The sequence below is a fragment of the Vibrio sp. SCSIO 43153 genome (assembly GCF_023716625.1).
Lineage (GTDB): Bacteria > Pseudomonadota > Gammaproteobacteria > Enterobacterales > Vibrionaceae > Vibrio > Vibrio rotiferianus.
In genome coordinates this window covers 2,620,300-2,646,257 of sequence record NZ_CP071855.1, presented here as the reverse complement: position 1 = coordinate 2,646,257, position 25,958 = coordinate 2,620,300, and the positions used below count along the sequence as shown (strand labels likewise).

Here is a 25,958-nt window from a genome sequence, read left to right as displayed (position 1 = left end):
TCTGTGCGTTTAATAACGTTGTGGGGAGTGTTAAAATTTTTGACGATATGCGGCAGGAGAGTAGCCCGTTTTTTTCTTGAAGATCCGAGAAAAGTAAGACACGTCTCGGTATCCACATTGGTAGGCAACATAAGCAATTTTGGCTGAGCTATCTTCCACGAGCAGTTTCTTTGCAAGGCTGATTCGTTTGGTTGTCACAAAATCTCTAAAACTAATTCCGACTTTTCGATGAAATAACTTAGAAAAATACGTTACAGAATAATGGCATAGTGCAGCGACATCTTGCTCTTTTATTTCTCGATGAACGTTTTTAGTCACATACTGAATCACACGATCTAAATTTGAATTATTATGTAAGAGATTGATTTCTAATTTTAAATCGATATTTCTATTGTATGTTGAACCTTGAAAGTATTTTAACCTGACGGATTCTATCCAGTCTGGAAAATTACCTGAGGATAAATGATAAATTTCGGAACAAATATTATCTTGAGGAAGTACGAGTTCTTCATTTTTATCAAATAGAACAATGATTTTTTTATCAAGATTAGAGCAAAGAGTACTGATCGATTTGAGAAAATTATGATCCGGTTGAGTTAAATAAACAAAATAGTGCTCAATGCCCTTTTCACTCATGACGGCGATATCTTTGCCGCAGTCTATAACTTCAAACCTTAATTCTAGATCACCACGAAAGGGTTTAGGGAGTGAATGGAATGGCTCACCAAGCCAATAAATAGTGATGGTTTCTCTCACGTTCTTTCCTCTCATTATTGAGACGGTCACAATGTTTTTGAAAGCCTGAGTGATCCAATTACACGTTAGTTTTTAGATTTCTTTTATTGAGTATTAGCCATCATGTCAGCATTAAGTTTAGAACTATTAAGCAGTTGTGCAAGTGTGATATGTGTATCGATTTAATATTCATATATTCAACGTATAGCTATGAGTTAATAGAAATATTAATTGGCAAAAAAGTCCTAATCGTTAGCAAAAAAGTCCTAACCGTCAATTTTTCGTTTGTCCTACTGTTAATCCATGGCGTAGGTTGCCTTGCAACAGCGCCATTTACACGGGAATTATGAGGGGACTACAAATGGAATCTGTACGCAAATTATTCAATGACTTTATTGAAGATGAAGAAGGTCTAACACTACTGGAATACATTCTTGGTGCTGCATTGATTGTAGCTGCACTGCTTAATATTGGTTTCTGGAGTACGCTAGCGGGTAAATTCCAAAGCGTTGCTAGTGATATCAACACCGTCGGTGATTAAATACCAATGTTAATTGAATTTGCAGCCTGGAGTATATTGTTTGCAATAGGTGTCTCTGATGCTCAGAGACACCGTATTCCTAACAAATATGTTCTTGTTTTTCTTTTAGTTGTTGCTGCGTCACTTACAAGCTCCCCTGGCACAGATTGGTACGATCACGTCAAAGGGGGCATCGTTACATTCTTCATCTGTTTTGGCTTGTTCATGTTAAAAGTTATGGCTGGTGGGGACGTCAAATTGTTGGCAGTTATAGGTGTATGGTTGGGGTTAAGTCGTATTGGGGACGCGATGATATGGATTCTTCTTGCAGGAGGCGTTGTTGGGCTGTTTTATGCTGCGCTGAATATTGCAAGTAATGATAAGTCATTGTCGCATCAAGTCAGAGGCTACTGTCTAAGAAAAGCTACGCCTGGTTTTAGGCACGAGTCTCATTTAGTTATCCCATTCGCTCCTGTCATTGTTATTGGCTTAGCTTATTACTCTTACATTTATTAGTAGGCAAGAAAATCTAGCTCTTCTGATAAGTAATTAAGTCGCTTGTGATAGGGAGGTCGCATGGGCTCTGTTTGCTTGGAAAAACTTGTGCCACAAATTACACCACCAAAAGTGCCGGCATCAGAAGAAGCTTTAGGGGTGCCACCAGCTGTTCTAGAGAACCTAGTTCTGAAGCATCTATCTGCTTACCCAAAATGCGATTTGGTCGAGTTGACTAGCCGCTTGTGTGTTGTCTCTCATGTAGTTGAAAACGCGCTGGCTCAACTAAGACGCCGCAGTTGGGTTGAAGTGTATCAGCCGGTCTCGGATCAAACTCACCACTCCTATTCTAATGTTCGTTATGGGCTTACTGAGTTGGGGATGGCTGAAGCAGAACTGGCGTTCCGTAAGGATGCTTATATTGGGCCTGTTCCTGTTTCACTTGAAGAATATTGGACTGTCGTAGAAGCGCAAGATATTCGTAAATATCCAATTGAGCGAAAAGATGTCGAGCGGGCACTTCAAGATGTATACGGCGCTGAGCGTTTGATACCAATTTTGGGGCCTGCTATCAACTCTGGCAGGGCATTGCTGCTTTATGGGCATGCAGGTACAGGTAAGAGTTACGTTGCAGCTCGTGTATTGAATGCGATGAACACTTCGGTATTTATTCCTTACGCGGTCTACGCTGACGGTAATATCATCAAAGTCTATTCGGAGCACCATCACCGTAGGCTAGATGATAATCATGCGCGATTGAGCGTAAAGCTAGAACGACATTACGACAAGAGATGGGTGCTGTGTGAACGACCGAATATCCAAGTGGGCGGTGAGCTCACTATGGAGATGCTGGAAGTGAACCACAGTGAACACAATCGTATTTGGATTGCACCGTTACAAATGATGGCAAATAACGGCATTTTGGTTATTGATGATTTAGGTCGCCAACCTATGCCCGTGGACGCCATTCTAAACCGTTGGATTGTGCCAATGGAGTACTTCTTCGATCATCTCGCGTTGCCCAATGGCCAGCAAATTACCGTGCCGTTTATGTTGACGCTAGCATTTTCATCCAACTTACCCCCAAGCTCAATTGCGGATCCTGCCTTCTTAAGAAGACTGGGGTATAAGGTGGAATTTCGTCCATTGGAGCATTCCGATTACGTCGCATTGCTAAATGAAACAGCCAAGCTTAAGCAGTTGTCGTTAGAAGATGGAATTATCGACACATTAATGGGGCTGCATAGTGAGAGTGGTAAGGCTTTTTACCCTTGCTTACCTAAGGATTTACTAGGTATTAGTCGAGATATTTTATTGTTTGAGGGGGGCGGCAGTGAAGTTCACGCAGACATTCTGCGAAGAGCGTGGGAACTCTACTTTACTGTTGATGAATAGGGAGATAGGGAATTATGAGTCGGATACAGGTCGTGATGCTGTTACTACTCTCAATCGTGTTTGGGTTGGGAGCTGTGATGATAGCGAAACAATGGTTAGATGGGCAAAGTCAGCCAACGGTTGAACTTGAAGAAGTAGAGCGTCATCCGGTGTTAATTGCAGCAATGGAGTTAGAGCCAGGTACGGTTGTTGAAGAACGCCATTTGACCACGAAACTAATGGAAGTGGATTGGATTACAGAGAGCACGCTGAAGGTACCAGAACAAGCGGTTGGAAGAATCGTTGCGACTACCATTTACGATGGAGAAATGGTTCAGCCGGAGCGCTTAGCTTTACCTGGTGAGGGGGCAACTCTTGCAGCACTAATCCCTGAAAGTAAACGCGCGGTAACAATACGGGTAAATGACGTTATCGGTGTCGCAGGTTTCTTGTTGCCGGGCAATAAGGTGGACATTCTTAATACCATCGGCGGAGGAAAAGGGAAAAGAGCTAACACCACCACTGTTCTTAAAAATATCAAGGTATTGGCAGTAGACCAAACCGCAAAAACCAAAGATAACAAGCCAGTTATTGTTCGAGCTGTGACGCTAGAAGTAACACCAAAAGAAGCAGAAAAGTTACTAACAGAAAATAGTAAAGGGAAGATCCAATTAGCGCTAAGGAACCCTCACGAGGTCGATAAGCCAATTGCGAAGAAACGTTACACACCCCGACCAAGCGTGACGGTAATTAAGGGAACTCAGGCATCGAATGTCCGAGTCAGTAATTAGGTGACTTATGAACAGAACAATTCTTATTTTTTGTCAGTTACTTCTTGTCAGCTTATCTGTTAACGCGGTCGCAGCGCAGTCTGGGAAAATCGTTACCGTACCGCATCATCAGTCAACTCAGCTAATGATCTCAGGAAAAGCGAAGAAAGTAACGTTGGGGGATCCTGCAGTATTAGATCTTTTGGTTTTGAGATCCAATGAGCTGTTTTTGATTGGTAAAAAGCTTGGTACGACAAATGTAGCAGTCTGGGACAGTAGAGGCCGAATCATCGAATCGTTTAACGTAGAAGTTACTCACGATTTAAATAGCCTTAAAGCGAAACTTTATCAATTCTTACCTAACGAAAGCATTGAAGTTCACAGTGCCCAAGAAAAAATCGTGTTGCGTGGTTTAGTTAGTAATCAGCAAAACATGGATACCGCAATTAAAGTGGCTGAAACCTTTGCTGTCGGTGATGCAGTCGATAAGGAGAAAGACAGTAATGATGACGATAAAGTGCATGAAAGCCCAGTTATTAACCTGTTATCTATCGGTGGCGCGCAGCAAGTCACGTTAGAAGTGACGGTTGCGGAGGTTCAACGCAGTCTTGTACGTCGCTTTGACTCAAATTTCCATTTCTTTCAAAAGAGTGGCGATTTTACTTGGGGAGCGACAACGGTAGGGGGCGATATTCAAAGTATTGATGGCCTCATACAGCCTATCCTCAATGCCCCTGGTGTGAATGAGTTCGGCTTTCTTGGATCATTTATCGATAGTAACACGCTCTTTACGTTTGCATTGGATGTCGCTAAGCAAAATGGGGTCGCAAAGGTGCTCGCGGAGCCAAGCTTGACAGCGCTGAGTGGTACTCAAGCAGAGTTTATTGCAGGTGGTGAGTTTCCTATTCCAGTGCCGAATGATGACGGCATCACTATTGATTACAAAGAGTACGGTGTAGCGTTAGATTTTGTGCCATACATTCTTAGCGATAAGAAAATTAATTTGAAGATGAACGTCAATGTCAGTGAGATTGCAAACTCTGGGGTGCTTACTTTTAATCCAGGTGAAGTTAATGCTGCATTCTTTATTCCTCCAATCACTAAGCGCAGTGCTGGTACGACTCTCGAACTTGCCGATGGACAAACTATCGGGATTGCAGGTTTGTTAAGTGAGAATGCACGTAATGTCGATAGCGGTATACCTGGTGCGAGTGATATTCCAGTACTTGGTCGACTGTTTAAAAGTGAAGAATTCACGTCTGGTGAAACGGAACTGGTGATTTTAGTCACTCCAAGGTTGGCTAAACCAATCGATAGAAGAAGAGTGACCTTGCCGACAGATGGTTTTGTAAGCCCAAATGACGTCGAGTTCTATTTATTGGGTAAAGGGGCAGAGCTTGATTTTGATAGATACAAATTGAATAACGATGATCAGCTTGATCTTAATGTTATTGATTACAACGTTTCGGAAGGTGGTTCCGAAGGTAAATTTGGCCACAGTTTATAGGAGGGACTCAGGATGAAAAAACTATTTTTATTGTTCATTTTCGTAGCATCTCTGGGGCTTTTAGGCTGTGCGAATGAACCGGAGCTTGGAATCTCAGTAAGCCAATTACGAACAGAACAAACACTCAACCCTAACGCGTGGCAAGAGAACTTAGGCTACTTACCAGAGGGTAGTGGCGAGCGTTCGCAAGTGAGTCTTGAGGTTTACAACAATAATGGGATAGCCAAAGACGAAGACTAAGCAGAATATACTGCTTAAAGGAGTAGGCTATGCTAGCAAAAGGCAATGCCTCATCCAGAACGAAACAAAGTGGTATCGTTCTGGTGTTAGTGAGCATGTTGATGCTGTTCATCTTAGCGATGGCAGCATTTGCAATCGATATTAACCATCAAATATTAAATAAGGCTCGATTACAAAATGCGGTAGATTCAGCTGCTTTAGCTGGGGCGGTAGTGGCAGATGATACCTTGGACGTAACTCAAGCCGAGACGGCTGCGATAGCGATGCTAAATAGCTTTGCTGCAGCGTCTGGTAATAGTGAAATGACGTTTACTAGTAGCAACTCAGCGGTTACTTTCTCCGCTGATAGGCAAAGCTGGGTCAATGCGGCTTCTTTTACACTGCCAGCTGACGAAGACATCTACGTTCGTGTGGCAGTAACAGAGATGCCATTAACTCAGTATTTGAGCTACATCTTTAGTGGTAACAAGAATGTCTCAGCCAGCGCCGTCGCGGGCCGCAGTGCTGCTATTGCCTATACCTGTAACATTACACCGATAGCGGTTTGTGGAGATCCTGATGCGGGTGCTGATGCTGTATGGGGTTATAACCCCGATGGCTATAACCCAAATACAGACACTGATCCGTCGCTGATTCATGAGCTTAAAGTTGGCGACCAAGATAATACCGATATGGGCCCCGGTAACTTTCAGTTACTAGATTTCAGCCAAGGCACTGTTGAAGATGGCGATGGTGGTGATACCGGCAATGGCAATGGCAACGGTGGTGGTAATGGCAATGGGGGTGGCGGTGATGGAGGTGGTGCAGCACTCGTTCGACAAGCTTTAGCTGGAGCTTACAATGGTTGCGCGGCTGTTGGTGCCACGGTGACTACCAAACCAGGTAATAGCATAGGGCCAGTAGCACAAGGTCTAAACACTCGTCTTAATGACTTTTCTGGGCCGATGAAAGACGATGGAACGGTATTACCAGATAAGTATGTTCGCGAGCCCAATAACCTAATGGTTGAAGGGGGCACCTACAATGGTGACCTATATTATACCGACTATGTTTCTGAGCTTTCAGGGTGTGAAGGTGGTGGTTCTTGCTCTGGTAACGACTATATTAGTTCTGGACAACATGGACGTAGGATTTTACGTATTCCTATTGTGGATTGTACCGCTGACTCTACTGGTAAAACAGACTTTGATGTCTTGGGTTTTGGCTGTTTCTTTTTGCTACAGCGAGTTGAGAACTCGGGCCAAGCATCTGTTTTCGGTCAATTCCTTTATGATTGCTTGATCAATAACGGTTCAACGGGAAACGATCCGACCGATAAAGGACCGTATCGCATTCAGCTTTATGACGATCCATTGAGTGGAGAGTCCTGATGAACAAATACTTCAAAAATAACGTATCGACTCAACAAGGTCTCGCAGCGATAGAGTTTATTATTACCTTACCTGTTTTGCTGATACTAGCTGTGCTAGTGATGGATGTTGGCCGAGCGTTTATCCAATATACCCAAGTGAATAAAGCGCTGCAAAACGGGGCCCGTTATGCTGTGGTGGATACCTACGGTACGCTAGACTTTGATGCCATAGCTGAGGAGTCTAGTATCAAAAATGTCGTGGTTTATGGCAACCCGACGGCGACAGGTTCTCCTATCATCGACTTGATAGGTGTCAATGATATCGTGGTGACGCAACCAACGGCTGCGAATAAAGAAGTGACCCTTTCTGCCACTTACAATTACACGCCTTTATTTTCGAGTTTACCGTTTTCCAATGAATCTCTTCAGTTTTCAATTGGAGCATCAACTAAGATGAGGACGGGGCCATGAGTACGTTATTGTCAAAACAGAAAGGGGTTACTCAAGTCGAGTTTTCGATTATCGCTGTCAGTGTGTTGATCGTGATTTTCGTTATTTTGGAATTCGCTGCTTATTTTTATTCGACACAAATGGTGAACGAAGTAACCAGGAGAGCTGCGCGCTTAGCGACAGTTTGTTATGTCGCCGATAGGGATGATATTCCGTCAATGCCTGCCGTAACGAATATTTACCCTTCAGGCTTTAGTGCAAATAATTTGGAAATTACCTATTTAGACCAAAGTGGTAATACTGTAGATGTGTCGGGATTTTTGAGTACGCCAATGGCAGATTCAGCAACTCTCGATGCAACATTAACTCAAATCAAATACGTTAAAGCTAGAGCAATTAATTATAGTTTTCAGTTTGTCGTATTGTCGTTTTTGATTAATGCTATAGGAACGACACCAAATTTTGAAACCATCCTTCCCGCTGAAAGTCTTGGTATTTTAAGGCCAGAGGGAAGCGATGTTATTACGAACTGCTAAGGGAGTAGCAATGTGTTGAAACCAATTAAAATTGCAAGCGATCGTAGTAAAACCTTGAAAACCAATCTAATTGTTTGGGTCGTTTATTCATCGTCAGAATTTAAAACACATGTGGTCGCTGAGTTATCTGAGTGTTTAAACGTCAATATTGAGTGGATTGAGTTAAAACTCTTTGTTCAAGAAAACGTAAAAAGTAAGCAAACTCCAGATTTAGTTTATGTCGAAACAGGGGATGGATGGGCGCAAAAAATTGCTCATGTTTATTCTAACGACAGTAACTTACAGCAGTCCAATACATCACTTATCGTATTTGGCGAAGAGCATGATACAGCTTCACTAAAAATGGCGTTAAAGCTTGGTGCATCAGACTATTTTTCTAAAAAGTTTGATTTTGAGGAGATATACCCAGTTTTAAAAACAACCGCTGAAGAAAAAATTTTCAGTAAAAAAATGGGTGATTTGACGCTATTTATTAATACAAAAGGGGGCTCTGGTGCAACAACATTAGCTCTGAACTCTGCAATTGAATTAGCAAGCTACGTTCAGAGTAAAGTCTTACTTGTTGATTTGGACATGCAATTTAGTGATGCTGCAGATTATTTAAACTGCAAACCTAAATACAGCATTAATGATGTAGTCGAGCAGCTATCTGATCTTGATGAACTATCATTGGAAACACTTATATTTAAGCACTCTTCAGGTCTTAATTATCTCTGTTTTAATCAAGAGAATATCAAAGATAACTACAAATGTGCCGCTGGGATAAGTAAGTTATTACCGTTGTTGAGACAGTTCTACTCTCACATCATTGTTGATATGTCACATGGTATTGACCATACATTTCAACAGATTATCTCTCCGGCAACTCACGTATTTTTGGTTGTTCAACAAAATGTCACCTCCATAAAACATGCTTCCAATTACGCAAGAATTTTGGAGTTAGATTATAGTGTTGGCGCCCACAATATAGAGATTATAGTGAATCGTTTTGATAAAAAAGCTGAAATATCAGTTAGAGATATCGAAGATACGATTAAAGGACGCTCAATTCATATCGTACCTAATAATTTTTCATTAGCGTTAGAGTGTGCCAATTTAGGTAACCCAATTGTTCAGTCGAAGAAAAATAGTGCGATTAAAGCTTCTTTAGCAGAGATATCGCACTTATTAGAGAACCCGAAAGAGGATGGAAAAAGCTGGTTTAAGAAATTGTTTTCATAAGCCAAGGAGGGGGCTATGTTTTTTAAACGAAAAAGTGTTGGGGCAAGTTTTTCTGAACTAGCGCAAGAAGAGGAAATAAGGCTTGAGGAAGAGGTTGTAGAGCAAGAGGAGCAGGAAACAGAGAGAGATCAATCTCTTTCGCCACTAGAAGCAAAACTGAAAGCTATCGAAGAGCAGAAAAAGCAACTTGAGCAAGACCTCTCTGTTAAGCATTACTACCATAAACAGTTACTTGATACGTTGGATGTCGGTTTACTCTCTCACTTGGAAGAAGACAGAGCCAAAACAGAGCTGAAAGAAGCGGTAATTCAACTGATCTCGGAAGACAAGACTCATGCGCTGAGTTCTGAGGCACGTAGCCGTGTCATCAAACAAATAGAAGACGAGGTGTTTGGTCTCGGGCCTTTAGAGCCACTGTTAGATGACCCATCAATATCAGATATTTTGGTGAATGGTCATAATGATGTGTATGTCGAGCGGTTTGGTAAGTTGGAGAAAACACCACACACTTTTCTCGACGAACGTCACCTAAGAAATATTATAGATAGAATTGTTAGTCAGGTGGGGCGACGTATTGATGAGTCTTCACCTATGGTTGATGCTCGCCTGAAAGATGGCTCTCGTTTTAATGCAATCATCCCGCCGCTTGCTATTGATGGTCCTTCAGTATCGATTCGTCGATTCGCAGTCGATCGCTTAACTATGGAGAATCTGCTCCAGCTAAACTCTGTATCCGAAGGAATGGCTCGTTTTCTTGAAGCTGCGGTGGTGGGTGAGCTCAATATTCTTATTTCTGGTGGTACGGGTTCTGGTAAAACCACCACCTTGAATATTCTTTCAGGTTTTATTCCTAAAGATCAAAGAATTGTCACAATTGAAGACTCGGCAGAGCTCCAACTGCAACAACCTCATATCGTTCGTTTAGAGACTCGCCCGGCAAACATTGAAGGAAAAGGGGAAATCAACCAGCGCGAGTTAGTGAAAAACTCATTGCGTATGCGTCCGGATCGAATCGTTATAGGTGAGGTACGTGGTGCAGAAGCGGTTGATATGTTATCAGCGATGAATACTGGCCACGATGGTTCACTCGCGACTATTCACGCCAACACCCCGCGAGACGCACTAGGACGAGTTGAAAATATGTTCTCAATGGCGGGGTGGAATGTTTCGACGAAAAACTTGCGTGCCCAAATTGCTTCAGCGATTCATGTTGTGGTGCAAATGGAACGCCAAGAGGACGGTAAACGCCGTATGGTCAGCGTTGAAGAAATCAATGGCATGGAAGGCGATGTGATTACTATGTCGCAGATCTTTAAGTTTCAAAGGCTTGGGGTGGACAAGGAAGGTAACGTACTCGGTGATTATGTAGCAACAGGTATTGTGCCTAGTTGCCATGACCAACTGATAAAACGTGGTCTAGATGTACCATTTGAACTGTTCACCGAGGAAAAGCTATAGGAGTTGAGTATGGAAAACCAAGGTCCTATTTTTCTCTTCTTACTGTTTTTGTCGGTTGTATTTATTAGCCAAGCATTGATTCTTCCTTCGGCTGGTAAAAAAGTAAAGCAGAAGCAACTGCTCAAAAGAATTAAAGAAAGTCGGAAAAATGTTGATGCAGAGAGCATTAACTTGCTGAGAGCAAATGCGCTCAAAGATCTCAGTCCGTTAGAACAGCAATTGGTTCAAATTGGTATCTTTGACAACCTTAAAAGAAAGCTTGAGCTAGCGGGCATTAATGTTGGATTCAGTAAGTTTCTATTTGCATCACTGCTTGGGGGAGTGGCAGTTGCGTTGTTGTTCCTGTTTTTTGGTCAAGCTTGGTACCTTTGCATTGCCGTTATGCTGCTTATTTGGGTTTGTGAATATTTATATGTTCAAAAACGAATCGACCAGCGCTTGATGAAGTTTGAAGAGCAACTACCTGAAGCTCTGGATATTATTAAGCGTGTATTGCAAGCGGGACAACCGATTAACCAAGCTTTTGGGGAAGTTGGCCGTGAAATGCCAGCACCTCTGGGGCCAGAGTTTCTTCAAACCTTCAATCTCCTCAATTACGGTTATGATTTGCGTTTAGCCATTATGCAGCTAACTGAAAGAACGCCTACGATTTCTATGCTGGCTTTTGCCAGCGCGGTGATGATGCAGAAAGAGACGGGCGGTAACTTAATTGAGAATATTGAAAAGCTCTCTCGCATTCTTCGAGCTCGCTTTAAGTTAACCAGAAAGATCAAAACCATTTCAGCAGAATCACGAATGTCCGCATGGATTTTGGTTTTGGCTCCGTTTGCAATGTACATCATTATTGCCATTTCAAAACCTGATTATATCGAGCCCCTTCACAGCACCCCGACTGGTGTGAAATTGATTGGGATGGGGATGGTTGCGCTATTTATTGGCACCCTTTGGATCCGAAAAATCGTCAGCATGAAGGTGTAGCTATGAATGAACAACAATTAAGAGATTGGCTGGCCCAAATTAATATCGATCAAGAGATACTCATCATGGCATTCATCATGATCGCGACGATTTTGGTTGTTCTGACGATTGGCTCTTTGCTTATGGGAGTGAACTCTCCAATTAAAAGAAAATTGGCTGAGCTATCTGGAGAGCCACAAGGGCGCTCACAAGCAAACGCAAGAATGATGGATACCTTGGAATCTTTAGCGCCTCTTACCTCACCAAGCAGTGAAAAAGAGCGAGAAACGACCAAAGACAAACTGATGCATGCCGGATTTCATCAACGTAATGCGTTATCGCTGTTTTATGCTATCAAGTCCGTTACCACTATCATCGGCCTTTTGGTCGCCATGTTTATTTACATTGTTTTCCCTAATATCGGGCGCCTCTATACCTATATGATTCTGGCTGTCGCGATAGGGCTTTTTGCTCCAGATATCGCATTAAGACAGATGGTGAAGAAACGGCAAGAAAATATCCGTGCCGGTATTGCTGATATGTTGGATTTATTGGTGGTGTGTACCGAATCAGGATTAGGTTTTAACGCTGCATTAAGGCGAGTAGCCAATGAATTAGCCATCTCTCACCCTGAATTGGCCGATGAGCTTGATACTGTTTGTGTGAAGATCCAAGCAGGTAAACCAATGCCAGAAGCTCTAAGAGAGCTCGTGGTAAGAACTGGTGTTGAGGAAATCATGGGGCTTGTAAGCATGCTCAGCCATGCATCACGTATTGGCGGCAGCATAGTCGACTCTTTACGCGAATATACAGACGATTATCGGGATAAGCGTCAGCAAGCTTTAGAGGAGATGGCCGCAAAGATACCAGTAAAAATGATGTTTCCAATGGTGCTGTGTATTTGGCCTTGTTTTTTTATTGTCGCAGTCGGACCGGCATTAATAATTCTTGCCGAAGCCTTTTTATAAAGAGGGATAGGGGATATGGATATTCGAAAAACTGTTTTAATTGGGACTGTCATACTACTAACAGCGTGCTCCTCTCAACAAAATGACTCTGATTTTGATGAAAGCTTGTATTCAGGAAAGCCCGTAGAGTCTTTAACAAGTGATGCACCTCCGGCAACCGAGGAGGAAGCCATTCAACGCGGTGATGCAGCACTGAACAATAACAATATCGACCTTGCACTCTATGAGTACATCCGATCACTTGCCTTCCCCAATGCACAACACAAAGACAAGACGCTTTATACCGTAGGTAAAATCCATCTAGTCAGAGAAAATTATGAGTTGGCTGATCGCTCGTTTAGGGCATCATTGGCCGAAAACCCTGATCATATTGGCTCTTTGGCCGAATTAGGAAAACTAAATACCAAGCAAGGAAAGAAGGAGATAGGACAAAGTTATTACTTGCGCGCCATTAATGCCGACCAAATCCGTTTAGGTGGAGACCCTAATTTGACCAAAGATGCGGTCTCTAAAGAGTCCGTTGCAGGCTTACGTTTTGATGAATCTTCGCCAAGTGAGTCTTATGTAGGGCTTGGCGTATTAGCTGATGTAAGAGGAAATCACGAAACAGCCCAAGCGCTGCTTCGAAAAGCGGTTGAAATCGATAACCGAAACGTCAACGCGCTCGTTAGTCTTGGTTACTCGTACTATATGACTGAAGATTATTTCAGAGCGACACATTTCACCAGTGCTGCATTGAGTGTTAGTCCATCAAATGAGCGCGCAATCAATAATTTAGGACTAATATCACTTGCGAAAGGCCAGCCACGTCAAGCATTGAGCATATTCAATAAACACATGAGTGAGTCCGAAGCGCTGAATAATGTGGGCTATTTCTTGATTCTGCAAGGCAAGCCAGATGAAGCTATCCCTTATCTTCAACAAGCAATAAATAAGAACCCTTCCTATTATGAAATGGCCAATAAAAACTTAGAGCGTGCTTTAGCTATGGTTCGTGAAGGTACGGATACATCTACGGTTGTTTTTTGACAATAACCAATGAAATTATTAAAGGAGTGTAGCTATGCGTACTTTAGTCAGTTCTTTGAATGAAGTTGCTGAAGAGCTTATTAAAGATAAGCTCCTTTATTATTTTGTTTTGTTAACTTGCATAGTGACTTATGTGCTTTATAGCATCTATCAAGACCAAGTTGTTTATCAATATCAGTTCAGTGATTACTTGGGTCGATTGTCTATCTGTTTGAAAGCATTATTCTTTTCTTGGAGTTTCTTTTTCTACTTCAAAATGCTGATAAAGAAAGAAGAGCGATTATTCTATTCTTATTATATTACCTTGAAAGGGATGCTATCTCCGGCGAGCAAAGTTGTTGTCTTTATATCAAGGGTGATGTTGCTCAATATCTGTTTAGCAAACTATACCTATCTTAAGCAGATCATCCCTGATATTCATGCTTTCAGATTCGATGAGCTGTTCTATCAGTGGGATCTTTTTCTTCACGGAGGCGTATCGCCTTGGGTATTAACCCATGAGCTATTTTCTAGTCCATACTGGACGATGTTTTTTAACTTCGCCTACAACCTTTGGTTTTTGTTGATTTGGGGTAGCTTCTTGTACTTCATGTGGTATTGCAAGAATGAGTACAATCGACAATCCTACCTGCTTTCATTCTTTATGACTTGGTTTTTTATTGGGGGTATTTTAGCAGTAGCAATGAGCTCAGCCGGGCCATGCTTTATGCACTTACTGTATCCGGATAAGACCATGTACTTACCTTTAATGGAGCGACTGTCGAATCAAGTTGATACTTTTTGGTTATTGCAAATATACGGCGGTGAAACGTCACAGCTTCAAGAGTATTTATGGCAATCATATTCCTCTCGGAGCACTGACATAGGGGCGGGAATATCGGCTATGCCTAGTATGCATGTCGCTTCTTCCGTTTTGCTGGCTCTGGGGGCGTATCAAATCAACAAAAAGGTGGGAATCTTACTTTGGTGTTTTGCGATCATCATTATGATCGCCTCCGTACACCTTGCTTGGCATTACGCGGTAGACGGTTATGTTGCTTTAGTTGTCACTGTGGTGATTTGGAAAGTGGCGCAATTTGTGGTTGGGAAAGTCGGTGTAAAAAGTAAAACCCAAGAAGTGGCAATGGATACGGTGTAGAAGAGGACTGTTTTTTGAGCCTCAATTAGCGCACCAAGCTATTCGGATGGTGCGCTTTTTAGTTTGAGTTTTAAGTCATACCAGTCACGCAGCCTGCTGCGACAAAGAATACGATCATCCAAAGTACAGATAGATTGAGCTTTTTATGTAGGTAGAAACCGGCAATGACTAATGCGATATCAATCGGAGCAATCACAGCACTAGTGAATACTGGTTGGTAAAGTGCCGCTAAGAGTAAACCAACTACTGAGGCATTCACGCCATTAATTGCGCCAGATACCGCAGGTTTGCCAGCTAGAGCTTGCCAGTTTTTCAGCACGCCAAGTAACAGCAAAAAGCCCGGAAGAAAGACACCCAGTGTTGCAACTAGCGCCCCTAGAGTTGGTGTATCCGATAGCTCATAGCCAATGTAAGTTGCGAAGGTAAACATCGGTCCAGGTACAGCTTGTGCTGCTGCGTAGCCCGTTAGGAACGCATCTTGGCTGAGCTGATCGCCAACAATATTTTGCAGCAATGGAAGAACCACGTGACCACCACCAAACACTAAACTGCCGGCTTGGAAGAAGTCGCTAAATAACCCCAGCATCGGTAGAGCGTGAGCCACCAAAGGCAAGCCAACAAGAAGTACGGCAAACAGAGCGAGTGGAGCGATAGTTGGTTTGAACGGCTCTGCTGGTGTGGTCGATTCTTTCTTTAGGTATTGAGTACCAATCAAACCTGCCACTACTAAGACCAACATTTGTGTCATGATGCTAGGTGCAACTAATAGCGCTATTGCGGTTGCTACACACAATCCCGCTGTTAGTTTGCTTTGGCAGAAATTTTTGTACATTCCCCATGTCGCATCAGCGACCACCACAACAGCCAGTAACTTCAAGCCGTGTACGATGTTTTGGAACAGTGCCGTATCCGTGATTTGGCTGCTCACCATTGCAAGTGCCAACATGATGATCACTGAAGGCAGCGTGAATCCAAGAAACGCCATACAAGCGCCGCCCAGACCTCCGCGTTTGTAACCCAAGGCAAAGCCAACTTGGCTTGACCCCGGTCCCGGTAAAAATTGGCTCAATGCCACGATTTGTGCGTATTCGCTATCATCAATCCACTTGAGTTTTTCTACGAATGTTTGGCGGAAGTAACCGATGTGTGCTGCAGGACCACCGAAACTGATCCAACCAAGCCAAAAAAAGGTTTTAAAAATGGTAAACATATTGAGCCTGTCAAATCTCCAATAACACTCCAGTTACTGTATGAAATGTACTAAGATGACTCAAATTAATAGTTTTAATTTCATCTATGAATGAAATAGGATTGGGTGGTTTGTGAAAGATGATATTCAGTGGCGTAACATCGATTTGAATCTGTTGGTGACCTTCTCTTATCTGTATCGCTATCGCAGTGTGAGTTTGGCTGCCGAGAAGAGTTTTGTCAGCCAGTCCGCCATGAGCCATAGCTTGTCGCGTTTACGTGTGCTGTTTGATGACCCTCTGTTTGAGCGTAAAGGACATAAAATGGATCCGACTGAGCACGCGCATCATATCGCGCCAACAGTGCATCATTTATTGGATTCCATTGCCAAAGACTTGCTGACTAAGTCCGAGTTTCAGCCAGAAAACTACACTGGCGTGTGTCGCATTGGTCTTACCGATTACGCTGAGTTCATCTTCGCACCTCTGCTTTATGATGAAATTCGCAAGCGCGCGCCAGAAGCGCAAATCAGCTTTATCAATGTTAACCGTAGCAACTATGTCGCCATTACTGAACACGACAAGCTCGATGTCATTCTTGGTAGCATGCCCGTACTCGATGACAACTTTGATAGCCAATATCTCTACACTGAAAAGCATGTGTGCCTATGCGATAAGCAGGTTTTAAACGGTGATACTGAATTATCGATTGAAGCATTTGCCAATATTGAACAAGCCTTGGTGAGCCCGGATGGCAGTTTAAGTACCCAGGTAGACAAAAAACTCGCGGAACATGGTTTAAGCCGCAAGGTAACAGTGGCTTCTCGTAACTTCTTGACGATCCGTAATCTGCTTAAACAACGTAATTTGATTGCCATTGTGCCGGAAAAAATGGCATCAGCAGAAGGGTTTTCAGATGGCTTAGTGTCAGTGCAGCCGCCGATTGCGGTTGCCGATTTTGATATTGCTATGCTGTGGCACACCAGTCGTAACAATGAAGACAAAGGGACGTGGCTACGTCAGCTGGTGGCAGATATCGTTACTTCAACGCACTCTCGCTGAACCTAGCATCTCGAGGTTACTTGGGTATAAAAAAGGGCACCGATGGGTGCCCTTGGTCTGACGAATGTGGTCAGGTGCTATCAAGCGTTATATGTAAGGCTTACATTGCTTGAGTTGCTGGCGCTGCTTCTTTGGCGCGCTCTTCCTGGTCGAGTGATTTTTCGTATTGGCTGTACTTCCACCAAGCAAAACCAAGGAAAATCACAATGCCACCAACGTTGTAGAAAATAATCGTCATGATGTCTGCGCCAGTTGGGAAGGTTGACGCTAGGAAGCCCACAGTAAAGATAACGATAAGCACAGAAACCGCAGTGATACCTGTCATACGAGAGCCCATTTTGAAATCACGCTCTAGATGGTCCAGTTTTAGGCGTAGGTTTAGGTAAGCCAACATGATAAACAGTGGGGGCAACATTGAAGCCGCAGCCGTCATGTTGATGACCGTGTTCATCAGATCTTGCGCTGTGTTCGAGCCCAAAGTCGGGATGATCATAAGTGGAATAACGATAAGGAATTGGTACCAAGCAGCACGAGCAGGCACGCCGTTTTCATTTAGCTCTACGGTTTTCTTACCAAAGATACCTTCTGGAATTTCAGAGAAGAAGATTTTCACTGGTGTCGCAGTCCACATTAGCAGAGAGCCGAACATCGCGGTAAACGACACTAAGCCTACAAATCGGTTCATCAATATTTCAGGCAAGCCGAAGTGCGCCGCTAAACCTTCAAATACTTGTACAGAACCACCCGTGTATTTAAGTGTTTCGCTAGGTACGAATACGTTAATCAGCACTGAAGCGACACAGTAAAGTACGCCGATGAAGATACCTGCAACGATGATCACTTTAACAAAAGACTTTGAGCCGCCTTTCACGTCGTTTACGTAAACCGCCACCGATTCAGCACCGCCTGCAGCCATAAAGATCCAAGTGGTAATGCCTAGGAATGCCCAGCTAAAGTCTGGCACCATGGCTTCTACTGTGATTGGGTCAGCAGGTTGAACTCCACCGACTAATGCAGCGCCAGCAAGCAGGATGTACGACATAGTCAGTAGCAGCATCAAAGAAGAAGTGACTGAGGTAATTGGACCCAACATCTTCGCGCCGTTAGTTGATACATAAGTTGCGAACGCAAACAGAATCATACTCAGTGCTGTTGTGGTGAGTGGGGTCAGAATGTATTCATAGCCAAGGAACGCGTATGACGCATAAGCAATAACGCGTGGTAGCAATGACGTGAAGAAAAATAGGTTAACAAACCAGTAGGTGTAGGCAGAGATAAACGCCCAACGTCCGCCAAGTGAGCTTTTTACCCATGCATACACACCGGCTTCCGAGTCTTTGTTTAACGATACAAACTCTGCGATGATCAAACAGAAAGGAATAAAGTAAAAAATGGTTGCCAAGAAGAACATTGGCGCTGAAGCAAGACCGATCTCAATGTTGTTATTAATTACGTTGTTGAAGCTAAAGACCGCGGCAAAGGTAAGGGACAACAACCCGAATTTGCCTATCGTATTACGTTTGGATTCAGACATTTTCTATCTCCGATGAATCACGTTGGAATTGTAGGGAGGAAGGGCTTGCATTGCTGTGAGCGCAGCCCTTCTCTTGTTCTTTGCTTTTGTTATTTATTTAAGAAGTAGCCATCTTCGATAGTGACTTTCAGCACGACCTTTCTAACGCGGTTATCACCATGGAAGCGGTAGGCTTTGGTGTTATCGAAAATCGCTACCTGACCCTCACAAAGCTCACGAGTATCCCCTTGGCCGGAAAGGAACTCGCGGTCAGTTTCATCTTGGTAAGCTTGCTCAGGTTGTAGGTTTCTCTTGTCAGCGAACTCCACCGTTTCGCGACCTTCAAGGTAGTAATGCACGTCGAAGTAGCGGCGGTTGCCTTCAAACATTTCAGTTTGTTTTGTGCCGTCTTGAATCATGTAAACCAAGGAGTCTCCGATGGAATACATCACGCTATCTTTAAGGTTTACGGTGTTCTCAATTGCTTCGACACAGCGCTGCCATTTACGCCCATTGCGGTACACGACTTTGAATTGGTCTAAGTTGTCTAACACGATCATGGATTACGCCTCGTTTGCTGTTTGAGTATTAGGTTGAGTGAAGAACGCATTGTCGAAATCATGGTGTGCCATGGCTTGTGCACTGCAATCGCCCGCTTGAAGTGGCATCAGTGTTAGGCCATAGCGGAACTCATCCATGTACACGCGGTATGAATCAAGCACTTCGCTGCCCCATGAGTTTGAGCCCAGTCCCATCACTTGATGGTCAAGGTTGAGTGTTATGTAGCCGCTCTTTTCTAGCTCAATGGTGTGTTGCGCTTCGTGCAGGTTTTGGTTGGTGTAGAACCAAGCGCTGAAGTTGATTTCTTGCTGTGGTTTCACCAACAACCCCGTGCCGTGACGATTCGTTAGTGATGCCCAACGAACGTGTTGGCGGTTGCCGTTGTTTTGTGGGAACGGGTAGTTCTCAAACATGTCGGCTACTGTGCTGTGGTAGACATCAATCAAGTTCGCTTGGCGGCTGTCCTGGTAGTTTTCTTCAGGACCACGACCGTAGTAACTCACTTGGTCAAAGTTGCTATTGATGCCCAAATCCAAGCCAATTACAGGGATAACGTGCGGGTAATCGCCATAGCGCTCGCCGCTTAGTTCCACATTCAAATGACCTTGTGCGTTGATTTGGTAGCGGTAGGTACAGCGCATGCCAAAATCGAACACCGGCGGTGCAATGATGCTGGTGGTCGTGATCGAAACCGAATCATCGGTTGCTTCGACTTGCAGCGTGCGGAAGTGCTCTTGCATGATTTGTAAGTGCGCTGGGTGCCACAAACCTTCGTACTCTTGTTTGTGGTTATCAATCATTGGCTTGAAGAAGTTCAGTCTAGGCTCAGATTGAATCAGCTCTTCACCATTGACGAGCCAAGAGGTCAGCTTGCCGTTGACTTTAGAGAAAATCAGCGTGAAGTTGTGGCCTTCAATCACGTGTTCCAAGCGGCTTTCTGTCGTTACTAACGCTTGCGCATTGTGGTTAACAAACTCGGCTTCACTTGCTGTGTTTTCTTTTAGCTGGAACTGGTAGCTCGCGATGTCGTGGTTTGCTTCGCTGTACAGAGTTCGACTGTCTTTACGCACGGTGAAGTTAATAAAGGCTTCACGCTCGTCCAGTTCAGGCAAATCAATTGTGATTTCACGTGCGCTGTTCGCAGCAAGTTCTTCGACCTTAAACTGCACGCTGCGCAGCGTTTCACCTTCCGCTCGGATATCCGCCGTGATGGTGTAATCATCAAGGTTGGTAAACCACAATTTGTTTTCTATGGTAAAGCGGTCTTTTGTGCCCTCCACCGCGTGAATTTTCACTGGTGCGATAACTTGTTTGTATTCTTTTAAGCCTGGTCCCGGCGTTTGATCTGGGTAAATCAAACCATCCATACAGAAGTTGTAGTTATTCGGGTAATCGCCGTAATCACCGCCGTATTTGTAAAATTCTTGGCCGTTTTCATCACGCGCTAATACGCCATGGTCACACCATTCCCAAACGTAGTGACCTTGAATGTGGTCATGCTTGTAGAACACGTTTTGGTATTCCGTCAGACCGCCAGGTCCGTTACCCATCGCGTGTGCGTATTCGCAGATGATGCGAGGTTTGTCGTGCGGGTGTTCACCAAAATGGTTCATGAGCTGAGCACGTGAGTACATGGTTGAAATGACGTCAACCACTTCTGCATCGCGGTCCTCTTCGTAGTGCACTAAGCGAGTGTCATCAATCGCCTTAGTTGCGCTGTACATCGCGCGGATATTGCAGCCGTAACCAGACTCATTACCCAGTGACCACATGATGATCGAAGGATGGTTCTTTTGAGCATGAACATGACGCTCTGCGCGATCGACAAACACACTTTCCCATGCTGGGTCATTGGTGATGCGGCTGAGATCGCCAACGTTAGCGAAGCCGTGGGTTTCTACGTCGGTTTCTGCCATTACGAACAAGCCGTAAATGTCACACAGCTCGTAGAAGCGTGGGTCGTTAGGGTAGTGCGCGGTGCGAACTGAGTTGATGTTGTGTTGTTTCATCAAGATCAGGTCTTTCTCGATGCGATCCATGCCAACAGCGCGACCTTTTAGGTGGTCATTATCATGACGGTTTACACCGTGCAGCATCACGTATTGGTTGTTGATGTAGAACAGACCATCACGCACTTTAATGTCTCGGAAGCCAACACGTTGCGGAATCACTTCGACAACATTGCCTTGTGCGTCTTTTAGTGTAATGAACAGTTGGTAAAGGTATGGATTTTCCGCTGTCCAATGGGTTGGGTTCACTACATCAATGGCAAAGTTTGGTTGGCTGTTGTCTTGGATAGTCAGTGCATCACATTGGCCACTGGCAATCACAGTACCTTTGTCTTGTAGCGAGTATTCCAGCGTGTAACCAGAAGCAGTCGTAGTAGACAGGTTTTCTAGCTCAACTTGACAGCTTAGGGTGGCACTGTGGTAATCGTCGGCGAAATCAGTACGAACAGTTAGATCTTGGACGTGAACGTGCTCTTTTCCGACAAGGTACACATCGCGGAAGATACCCGCCGTCCACCACATGTCTTGGTCTTCAATGTAAGTCGAATCTGCCCACTGCATCACACGTACAGACAGTAAATTTTCACCTTGTTGTACATAAGAAGAGATGTCGAACTCTGCGGTCAATCGACTGCCTTTGCTAAAGCCAACGTAATGACCGTTTACGTAAACTTCGAAGTAGGTTTCAACGCCATCAAATTTGATGATGGTTTGTTTGTCGTTCCAGTTTTCACCCAGAGTGAACGTGCGTTGGTAAGCACCTGTCGGGTTATCTGTCGGAACAAAAGGCACATCGATAGGGAATGGGAAGCCTTCATCTGTGTATTGAAGGTCGCCATGACCTTCCATTTGCCACATGTTTGGAACGGTAATTTGTCCCCATTCTTCCATTTTTTGCGAGTAAAACTCTTCTGGCACCAAGAGAGGATTGGTGAAGTAGTTGAATGTCCATTGACCACTTAGCAGTTTGAAGCGGCTGCTCAGTTCTCGTTGGAATGTTTGTGCGTTTTTAATTGAATCGTAAGAGAAGAAGTAAGCACGTGGTGCCATACGATTCTCATGCAGGTGAAGGAAGTTTTCCCAATTGTTCACGTTTGTTCTCCCCTCGGCTTAGTTTGGTAGCAGGCAAAGGAGGAGTCCAATGCTTGAAGCTATCCAAAAGAAATGCAGCCGATGTCATTTGAAAAAGAGTGATGAATTATCTGGGAAAAGATATTAGTAAAAGTTTTACTAAAATAAATTAGTGAAAACGTTTAACTTTAACTTGGTCACGTTTTATTGAACGATCATTGAACAAGATGTGATCAGGATAAAGGAATGGCATCCCAAGCCGATTTCTTAGGTAAAGTGGATAAAAAATAGCTAGATTTAAAGAGGGGATAATAAAAAAGCACTGAATATTCAGTGCTTTATAAATTTGATAATGTGAAGGGAATTACTGAGTGGTGCCGCGGAGTTTTAATTTGCTCGGCACATGCACTTGTAGAGGCAGTGCGCGACCGTCGCGGTATTTTTCTACTAATAAATTTACCCCTTGAATACCCATCATCTCAGAATGAATGCGCACAGTTGAGAGTGGTGGGAAGGTAAATCGGGCGGTTGGAATGTCATTGACGCTGATTAGGGCAATGTCTTGTGGAATGTTCAAACCGAATTCATGAATCGCGCGTAAAACACCAATTGCAATTGAATCTGAAGCGATAAAGAGCGCTTTAGGAAAATCGCCTTTTGCCAACATGGCTTTGGCTAAGTCGTAGCCCGAGAGGCTAGAAAAATCGCCGCGATAAATATCGTCTTCTGACACCACGCCTTTCAAGCTGCCGTATTCTACAAATGCATTTTCACGAATGTCTGCAGTGTTTGGTTCATCTTGACCACCAATAAAACCAATCCGTTCGTAGCCTTGTTCGACAAAGAAGTCGACCACTTGTTTACTGATTCGAGCCAGATCGATATCAACACAGTCATATGTGCTATCGCTGTCAGAGAAGTCGATGTAGCAAATGCTGTCAGCAAGACGTTTAGGCAATTTACGAATCACAGCGCTGTCAGTTTTACCGACTAGAAGGATACCGGTGATCTTTTGCGTTTCTACATCGATGATGCTGTCGTAGCAATTGGTTAGCGTAATGCCCAATTTGTCACACTGGGTTTCAATCCCGTGACGAATCGACAAGTAATAAGGGTCATTCACCTCGGCTTCTTGCTTGTAGTTATACAAGGCTAAAAAGTGGTGTTTTTGTCTCGCTTCTTTGGTGGCTTTTTTGGAACTGCTGGTGCGGTATTCCAGCTTTTCTGCGATTTCTAAGATGCGGTGTTTGGTTTCTTCTTTTACGCTCAAAGTCGGATCATCATTTAACACCCGCGATACGGTCGCGAGTGAGACGCCAGCTTCGGTAGCGATATCTTTTAATGTTGCCATGTATACTTCCCGTAGGCAAAGCTCACTGTCCCAGTGAGAAAAAGCAATAATCCTCCCATTGTAAACAGCTACTTATAGATGCACAAATTTTTAGTAAAACTGTGCGAGGAGTGAGATGAAGATATCACCGCGAGAAGAGGAGTTTTAAGCAAACAAAAGCCCGAGCGGCTAGGACAATCCGGTCGGACTTTATTGTTTATTATTGCCACTTAACATAAGCGGCAAGGCGATAAGGTTAAACCTAAGACTTTTTACCTTTGGTTTTATCTGGGTCGACCAGTAGATGATCAAATACATGGCGAATGAACGGAGCACCTACTTTTGAACCACCATTACCGTGCTCAATGACGACAGTCGCCACGTATTTCGGATGGTCGTACGGTGCAAACGCAGTGAACAACGCATGGTCAAGCAGGTGGTTAGCGAGCTTTTTCGAGTTGTAGACTTCGTCTTTGCGCAGGCCAAACACCTGTGCGGTACCCGATTTACCACCACTGCTGTATTCCGCTCCTTTGAATGCGCGGCGACCTGAGCCATGAGCCCCATTGTTTACTAAGCGCATCGCGTTAATTGGAATATCCCAATACTCATCAGGGACACCTTCGATAGGAGGTAAGTTTTTTGGCGTGACCTTGACTTGTTTTTCAAAGCTTTCACCGTGCTCAATCACGGCTTTGAGTAGATGCGGGGCTTTCATTTCTCCATGGTTAATGAGAAAGGAAGTCGCTTTTGCAATTTGCATTGGTGTTGCTGTCCAATAACCTTGCCCAATGCCGATAGGCACTGTATCACCTTGATACCAAGGTGTGCGGTGGCGTGCTATTTTCCACTCTCGAGTTGGCATGTTGGCGCTACTTTCCTCGTAAATATCGATACCCGTAGGCAAACCAAAACCAAATTGGTTCATCCATGCAGAAATTCGGTCAATACCAAGGTCAAAAGCGGTTTGATAGAAGAACGAATCAACCGATTCCTCAATGGCTTTGGTGACGTCAACATCCCCGTGGCCCCAGCGCTTCCAATCTCGCCATGCTTTTGAGTTAGGTTTCGAGCCAGGAATGCGCCAAGTGCCATGATCGTTACGTACGGTACTTGGTGTGATTACGTGCTCTTCGAGCCCAGCCACTGCCATAAATGGTTTTACGGTTGAAGCGGGTGGGTAAACGCCCAATGTAGTGCGGTTAACCAAAGGGTGAGCTGGATCGTTCAACAGAGCGCTGTAGGCTTTGCTGGAAATACCGTTCACAAATGGATTCGGATCGTAGCTTGGGCTTGATGCCATAGCGAGTACGCTGTTGTCACTTGGGTCGAGTACGACTGCGCTGCCTTGACGATGGTCTAGCTCTTTATAGACATACTCTTGCAACTCAATATCTAGGTTCAACACTATGTCTTTGCCTGGAATAGGCGGCACATATTGGATGGTACGGATCACTCGGCCTCGGCTATTTACTTCGACTTCTTCGTAGCCTTTGGTGCCGTGTAGAGTGTCTTCGTAGTAACGTTCTACGCCTAGCTTTCCGATGTTTTGTGTTGCTTGGTAGTTCTGTAATTTGCCTTCTTCATCAAGGCGGCGTAAGTCTCGATCATTGATATGAGAAACGTAGCCCAATACATGCGTTAACTCTGCACCATAAGGGTAGAAGCGCTTGAGATCGGCGGAGACAAAGACGCCATCAAACTCATGCTGATGAACAGAAAAGCGCGCGACTTGTTCGTCATTCAGCTCATTCATGATGGTGACAGAACGAAAGCGGCGAGTGTGCTTGTAGCGTTTTTTAAAAGCGTCGACTTGTTCTGGGGTGATGTCGACGTAATGACGCAACTTTTCAATTAGCGCATCCGGATCGCCTGCTTGCTCTGGGATCATGTCAAGGTTGTAAACCGGGCGGTTCTCCGCCAGCAATACGCCATTTCGGTCGTAGATCAAGCCGCGTGTTGGCGCGATAGGCAGAATTTTGATTCGGTTGTCGTTAGAACGAGTTTGATAATCTTTAAAGTGATTAACCTGCAAGTTGTATAGGTTGGCGACCAGCCCTCCTAATAAAATGACCATGCCAATAAAGGCGACGATGGCACGGTTCTTAAACAACCTCACTTCCTGGGTATGATCTCGAAATTCGTTTCGCTTACGTAACATGAATAGCTCTTTTGATGCGGTTTCAGTTTTCTGTTTGCCCCAAGAGAGGGAAAAGACTGTGGAATAAGTCCTGTTACAAATGGTTACATTTGAGGCAGAGCTACTGTAGCGGGCTTTATCTCTCGTTTTGTAAGAGCAATGTCAGGTATCGATTGCGGAAAATCATCTTTCTGGTTTGCGTGAATCACCATGTTTTTCTTACATTGTGTAAACGTTTATACATGTAAGTATCATAAATCTTTCCCATTTTTCTGCTCTAACTCAACTTTCTTTATTTTTATTGACTTTAAATCGTGATGTAATTTTGTGGAAACG

Annotated in this window: 23 protein-coding genes; 16 read left to right on the top strand and 7 right to left on the bottom strand. The window is 44.0% G+C overall.

The features are described from left to right. Positions 1-30: 30 nt before the first annotated feature. Positions 31-756, bottom strand: coding sequence for a helix-turn-helix domain-containing protein (locus J4N37_RS12635; RefSeq protein ID WP_045393969.1), 726 nt, complete (start codon positions 754-756; stop codon positions 31-33). A 340-nt stretch (positions 757-1,096) separates the two neighbouring features. Here J4N37_RS12635 and J4N37_RS12630 point away from each other — a divergent pair, with 340 nt between their 5' ends. Genes J4N37_RS12630 through J4N37_RS12560 form a run of 15 tightly spaced genes read left to right on the top strand, consistent with a single transcriptional unit; the run spans position 1,097 to position 14,749 of the window. Beyond that, a complete protein-coding gene (locus J4N37_RS12630) occupies positions 1,097-1,276 on the top strand; it encodes a Flp family type IVb pilin (RefSeq protein WP_045393972.1) in 180 nt (59 codons plus the stop codon). Between the two features lie 6 nt (positions 1,277-1,282). After that, a complete protein-coding gene (locus tag J4N37_RS12625) occupies positions 1,283-1,771 on the top strand; it encodes an A24 family peptidase (RefSeq protein ID WP_252041103.1) in 489 nt (162 codons plus the stop codon). 60 nt (positions 1,772-1,831) lie between these two features. Continuing rightward, the gene (locus tag J4N37_RS12620) at positions 1,832-3,145 is read left to right on the top strand and encodes a DUF8689 domain-containing protein (RefSeq protein ID WP_252041101.1); all 1,314 of its coding nucleotides are present in this window, start codon (positions 1,832-1,834) and stop codon (positions 3,143-3,145) included. Between the two features lie 14 nt (positions 3,146-3,159). Beyond that, positions 3,160-3,915, top strand: coding sequence for a Flp pilus assembly protein CpaB (cpaB, locus tag J4N37_RS12615; RefSeq protein ID WP_252041099.1), 756 nt, complete (start codon positions 3,160-3,162; stop codon positions 3,913-3,915). A 7-nt stretch (positions 3,916-3,922) separates the two neighbouring features. Further along, a complete protein-coding gene (locus tag J4N37_RS12610; RefSeq protein WP_045393982.1) occupies positions 3,923-5,401 on the top strand; it encodes a type II and III secretion system protein family protein in 1,479 nt (492 codons plus the stop codon). 12 nt (positions 5,402-5,413) lie between these two features. After that, positions 5,414-5,641, top strand: a complete 228-nt coding sequence (locus J4N37_RS12605) for a hypothetical protein (RefSeq protein ID WP_045393984.1) — start codon at positions 5,414-5,416, stop codon at positions 5,639-5,641. A 29-nt stretch (positions 5,642-5,670) separates the two neighbouring features. Next, positions 5,671-7,011: a pilus assembly protein TadG-related protein gene (locus J4N37_RS12600; RefSeq protein ID WP_252041098.1), complete on the top strand. Its 1,341-nt coding sequence runs from the start codon at positions 5,671-5,673 to the stop codon at positions 7,009-7,011. After that, the gene (locus J4N37_RS12595) at positions 7,011-7,463 is read left to right on the top strand and encodes a TadE/TadG family type IV pilus assembly protein (protein WP_138955047.1); all 453 of its coding nucleotides are present in this window, start codon (positions 7,011-7,013) and stop codon (positions 7,461-7,463) included. Before J4N37_RS12600 ends, J4N37_RS12595 begins: the two co-directional genes overlap by 1 nt. Beyond that, positions 7,460-7,978, top strand: coding sequence for a TadE/TadG family type IV pilus assembly protein (locus J4N37_RS12590; protein WP_143692884.1), 519 nt, complete (start codon positions 7,460-7,462; stop codon positions 7,976-7,978). Before J4N37_RS12595 ends, J4N37_RS12590 begins: the two co-directional genes overlap by 4 nt. Positions 7,979-7,990: 12 nt before the next feature. Then, positions 7,991-9,199 carry a nucleotide-binding protein gene (locus J4N37_RS12585; protein WP_045393996.1) on the top strand — a complete coding sequence of 403 codons (1,209 nt, stop codon included), beginning with the start codon at positions 7,991-7,993 and terminating at the stop codon, positions 9,197-9,199. A gap of 15 nt (positions 9,200-9,214) precedes the next feature. After that, positions 9,215-10,657, top strand: coding sequence for a TadA family conjugal transfer-associated ATPase (locus J4N37_RS12580; RefSeq protein WP_045393998.1), 1,443 nt, complete (start codon positions 9,215-9,217; stop codon positions 10,655-10,657). A 9-nt stretch (positions 10,658-10,666) separates the two neighbouring features. Beyond that, positions 10,667-11,635 (top strand): type II secretion system F family protein, encoded by a 969-nt coding sequence (locus J4N37_RS12575; protein ID WP_045394001.1) that lies wholly within the window; start codon positions 10,667-10,669, stop codon positions 11,633-11,635. Positions 11,636-11,637: 2 nt separating this feature from the next. Further along, a complete protein-coding gene (locus tag J4N37_RS12570; protein WP_045394003.1) occupies positions 11,638-12,582 on the top strand; it encodes a type II secretion system F family protein in 945 nt (314 codons plus the stop codon). 15 nt (positions 12,583-12,597) lie between these two features. Further along, positions 12,598-13,611, top strand: a complete 1,014-nt coding sequence (locus tag J4N37_RS12565; protein ID WP_252041097.1) for a tetratricopeptide repeat protein — start codon at positions 12,598-12,600, stop codon at positions 13,609-13,611. A 34-nt stretch (positions 13,612-13,645) separates the two neighbouring features. Then, positions 13,646-14,749: a phosphatase PAP2 family protein gene (locus tag J4N37_RS12560; protein WP_252041096.1), complete on the top strand. Its 1,104-nt coding sequence runs from the start codon at positions 13,646-13,648 to the stop codon at positions 14,747-14,749. Between the two features lie 70 nt (positions 14,750-14,819). Here the strand turns inward: J4N37_RS12560 and chrA are convergent, their stop codons facing one another. Beyond that, entirely contained in the window at positions 14,820-15,959 is a 1,140-nt protein-coding gene (chrA, locus tag J4N37_RS12555; RefSeq protein ID WP_252041095.1) for a chromate efflux transporter, read from the bottom strand. Between the two features lie 112 nt (positions 15,960-16,071). On the opposite strand from chrA, the gene J4N37_RS12550 reads away from it, so the two are divergent. Continuing rightward, positions 16,072-16,998: a LysR family transcriptional regulator gene (locus J4N37_RS12550; protein ID WP_252041094.1), complete on the top strand. Its 927-nt coding sequence runs from the start codon at positions 16,072-16,074 to the stop codon at positions 16,996-16,998. Positions 16,999-17,098: 100 nt separating this feature from the next. Here the strand turns inward: J4N37_RS12550 and J4N37_RS12545 are convergent, their stop codons facing one another. The 5 genes from J4N37_RS12545 to mrdA all read right to left on the bottom strand — a co-directional run bounded on the left by J4N37_RS12545 (position 17,099) and on the right by mrdA (position 25,643). Further along, a complete protein-coding gene (locus J4N37_RS12545; protein WP_252041093.1) occupies positions 17,099-18,532 on the bottom strand; it encodes an amino acid permease in 1,434 nt (477 codons plus the stop codon). Between the two features lie 89 nt (positions 18,533-18,621). Next, a complete protein-coding gene (locus J4N37_RS12540) occupies positions 18,622-19,071 on the bottom strand; it encodes a beta-galactosidase subunit beta (protein WP_252041092.1) in 450 nt (149 codons plus the stop codon). 3 nt (positions 19,072-19,074) lie between these two features. Beyond that, positions 19,075-22,173, bottom strand: coding sequence for a beta-galactosidase subunit alpha (ebgA, locus tag J4N37_RS12535; protein WP_252041090.1), 3,099 nt, complete (start codon positions 22,171-22,173; stop codon positions 19,075-19,077). Between the two features lie 343 nt (positions 22,174-22,516). Then, positions 22,517-23,503, bottom strand: a complete 987-nt coding sequence (gene ebgR / locus J4N37_RS12530) for a transcriptional regulator EbgR (RefSeq protein ID WP_038885165.1) — start codon at positions 23,501-23,503, stop codon at positions 22,517-22,519. A 241-nt stretch (positions 23,504-23,744) separates the two neighbouring features. Further along, on the bottom strand, positions 23,745-25,643 hold the full coding sequence (mrdA, locus tag J4N37_RS12525; protein WP_252041088.1) for a penicillin-binding protein 2: 1,899 nt from the start codon (positions 25,641-25,643) through the stop codon (positions 23,745-23,747). Between the last annotated feature and the right edge of the window lie 315 nt (positions 25,644-25,958).

Excerpts from the sequence above, each read along its gene's own strand:
- J4N37_RS12620 (WP_252041101.1), top strand. The coding sequence starts at position 1,832 with ATGGGCTCTGTTTGCTTGGAAAAACTTGTGCCACAAATTACACCACCA.
- J4N37_RS12560 (WP_252041096.1), top strand. The coding sequence starts at position 13,646 with ATGCGTACTTTAGTCAGTTCTTTGAATGAAGTTGCTGAAGAGCTTATT.
- J4N37_RS12595 (WP_138955047.1), top strand. The coding sequence starts at position 7,011 with ATGAACAAATACTTCAAAAATAACGTATCGACTCAACAAGGTCTCGCA.
- J4N37_RS12600 (WP_252041098.1), top strand. The coding sequence starts at position 5,671 with ATGCTAGCAAAAGGCAATGCCTCATCCAGAACGAAACAAAGTGGTATC.
- J4N37_RS12565 (WP_252041097.1), top strand. The coding sequence starts at position 12,598 with ATGGATATTCGAAAAACTGTTTTAATTGGGACTGTCATACTACTAACA.
- J4N37_RS12575 (WP_045394001.1), top strand. The coding sequence starts at position 10,667 with ATGGAAAACCAAGGTCCTATTTTTCTCTTCTTACTGTTTTTGTCGGTT.
- mrdA (WP_252041088.1), bottom strand. The coding sequence starts at position 25,643 with ATGTTACGTAAGCGAAACGAATTTCGAGATCATACCCAGGAAGTGAGG.
- J4N37_RS12540 (WP_252041092.1), bottom strand. The coding sequence starts at position 19,071 with ATGATCGTGTTAGACAACTTAGACCAATTCAAAGTCGTGTACCGCAAT.
- chrA (WP_252041095.1), bottom strand. The coding sequence starts at position 15,959 with ATGTTTACCATTTTTAAAACCTTTTTTTGGCTTGGTTGGATCAGTTTC.
- J4N37_RS12570 (WP_045394003.1), top strand. The coding sequence starts at position 11,638 with ATGAATGAACAACAATTAAGAGATTGGCTGGCCCAAATTAATATCGAT.
- J4N37_RS12605 (WP_045393984.1), top strand. The coding sequence starts at position 5,414 with ATGAAAAAACTATTTTTATTGTTCATTTTCGTAGCATCTCTGGGGCTT.
- J4N37_RS12610 (WP_045393982.1), top strand. The coding sequence starts at position 3,923 with ATGAACAGAACAATTCTTATTTTTTGTCAGTTACTTCTTGTCAGCTTA.
- J4N37_RS12630 (WP_045393972.1), top strand. The coding sequence starts at position 1,097 with ATGGAATCTGTACGCAAATTATTCAATGACTTTATTGAAGATGAAGAA.
- J4N37_RS12625 (WP_252041103.1), top strand. The coding sequence starts at position 1,283 with ATGTTAATTGAATTTGCAGCCTGGAGTATATTGTTTGCAATAGGTGTC.
- ebgR (WP_038885165.1), bottom strand. The coding sequence starts at position 23,503 with ATGGCAACATTAAAAGATATCGCTACCGAAGCTGGCGTCTCACTCGCG.
- J4N37_RS12545 (WP_252041093.1), bottom strand. The coding sequence starts at position 18,532 with ATGTCTGAATCCAAACGTAATACGATAGGCAAATTCGGGTTGTTGTCC.
- J4N37_RS12590 (WP_143692884.1), top strand. The coding sequence starts at position 7,460 with ATGAGTACGTTATTGTCAAAACAGAAAGGGGTTACTCAAGTCGAGTTT.
- cpaB (WP_252041099.1), top strand. The coding sequence starts at position 3,160 with ATGAGTCGGATACAGGTCGTGATGCTGTTACTACTCTCAATCGTGTTT.
- J4N37_RS12580 (WP_045393998.1), top strand. The coding sequence starts at position 9,215 with ATGTTTTTTAAACGAAAAAGTGTTGGGGCAAGTTTTTCTGAACTAGCG.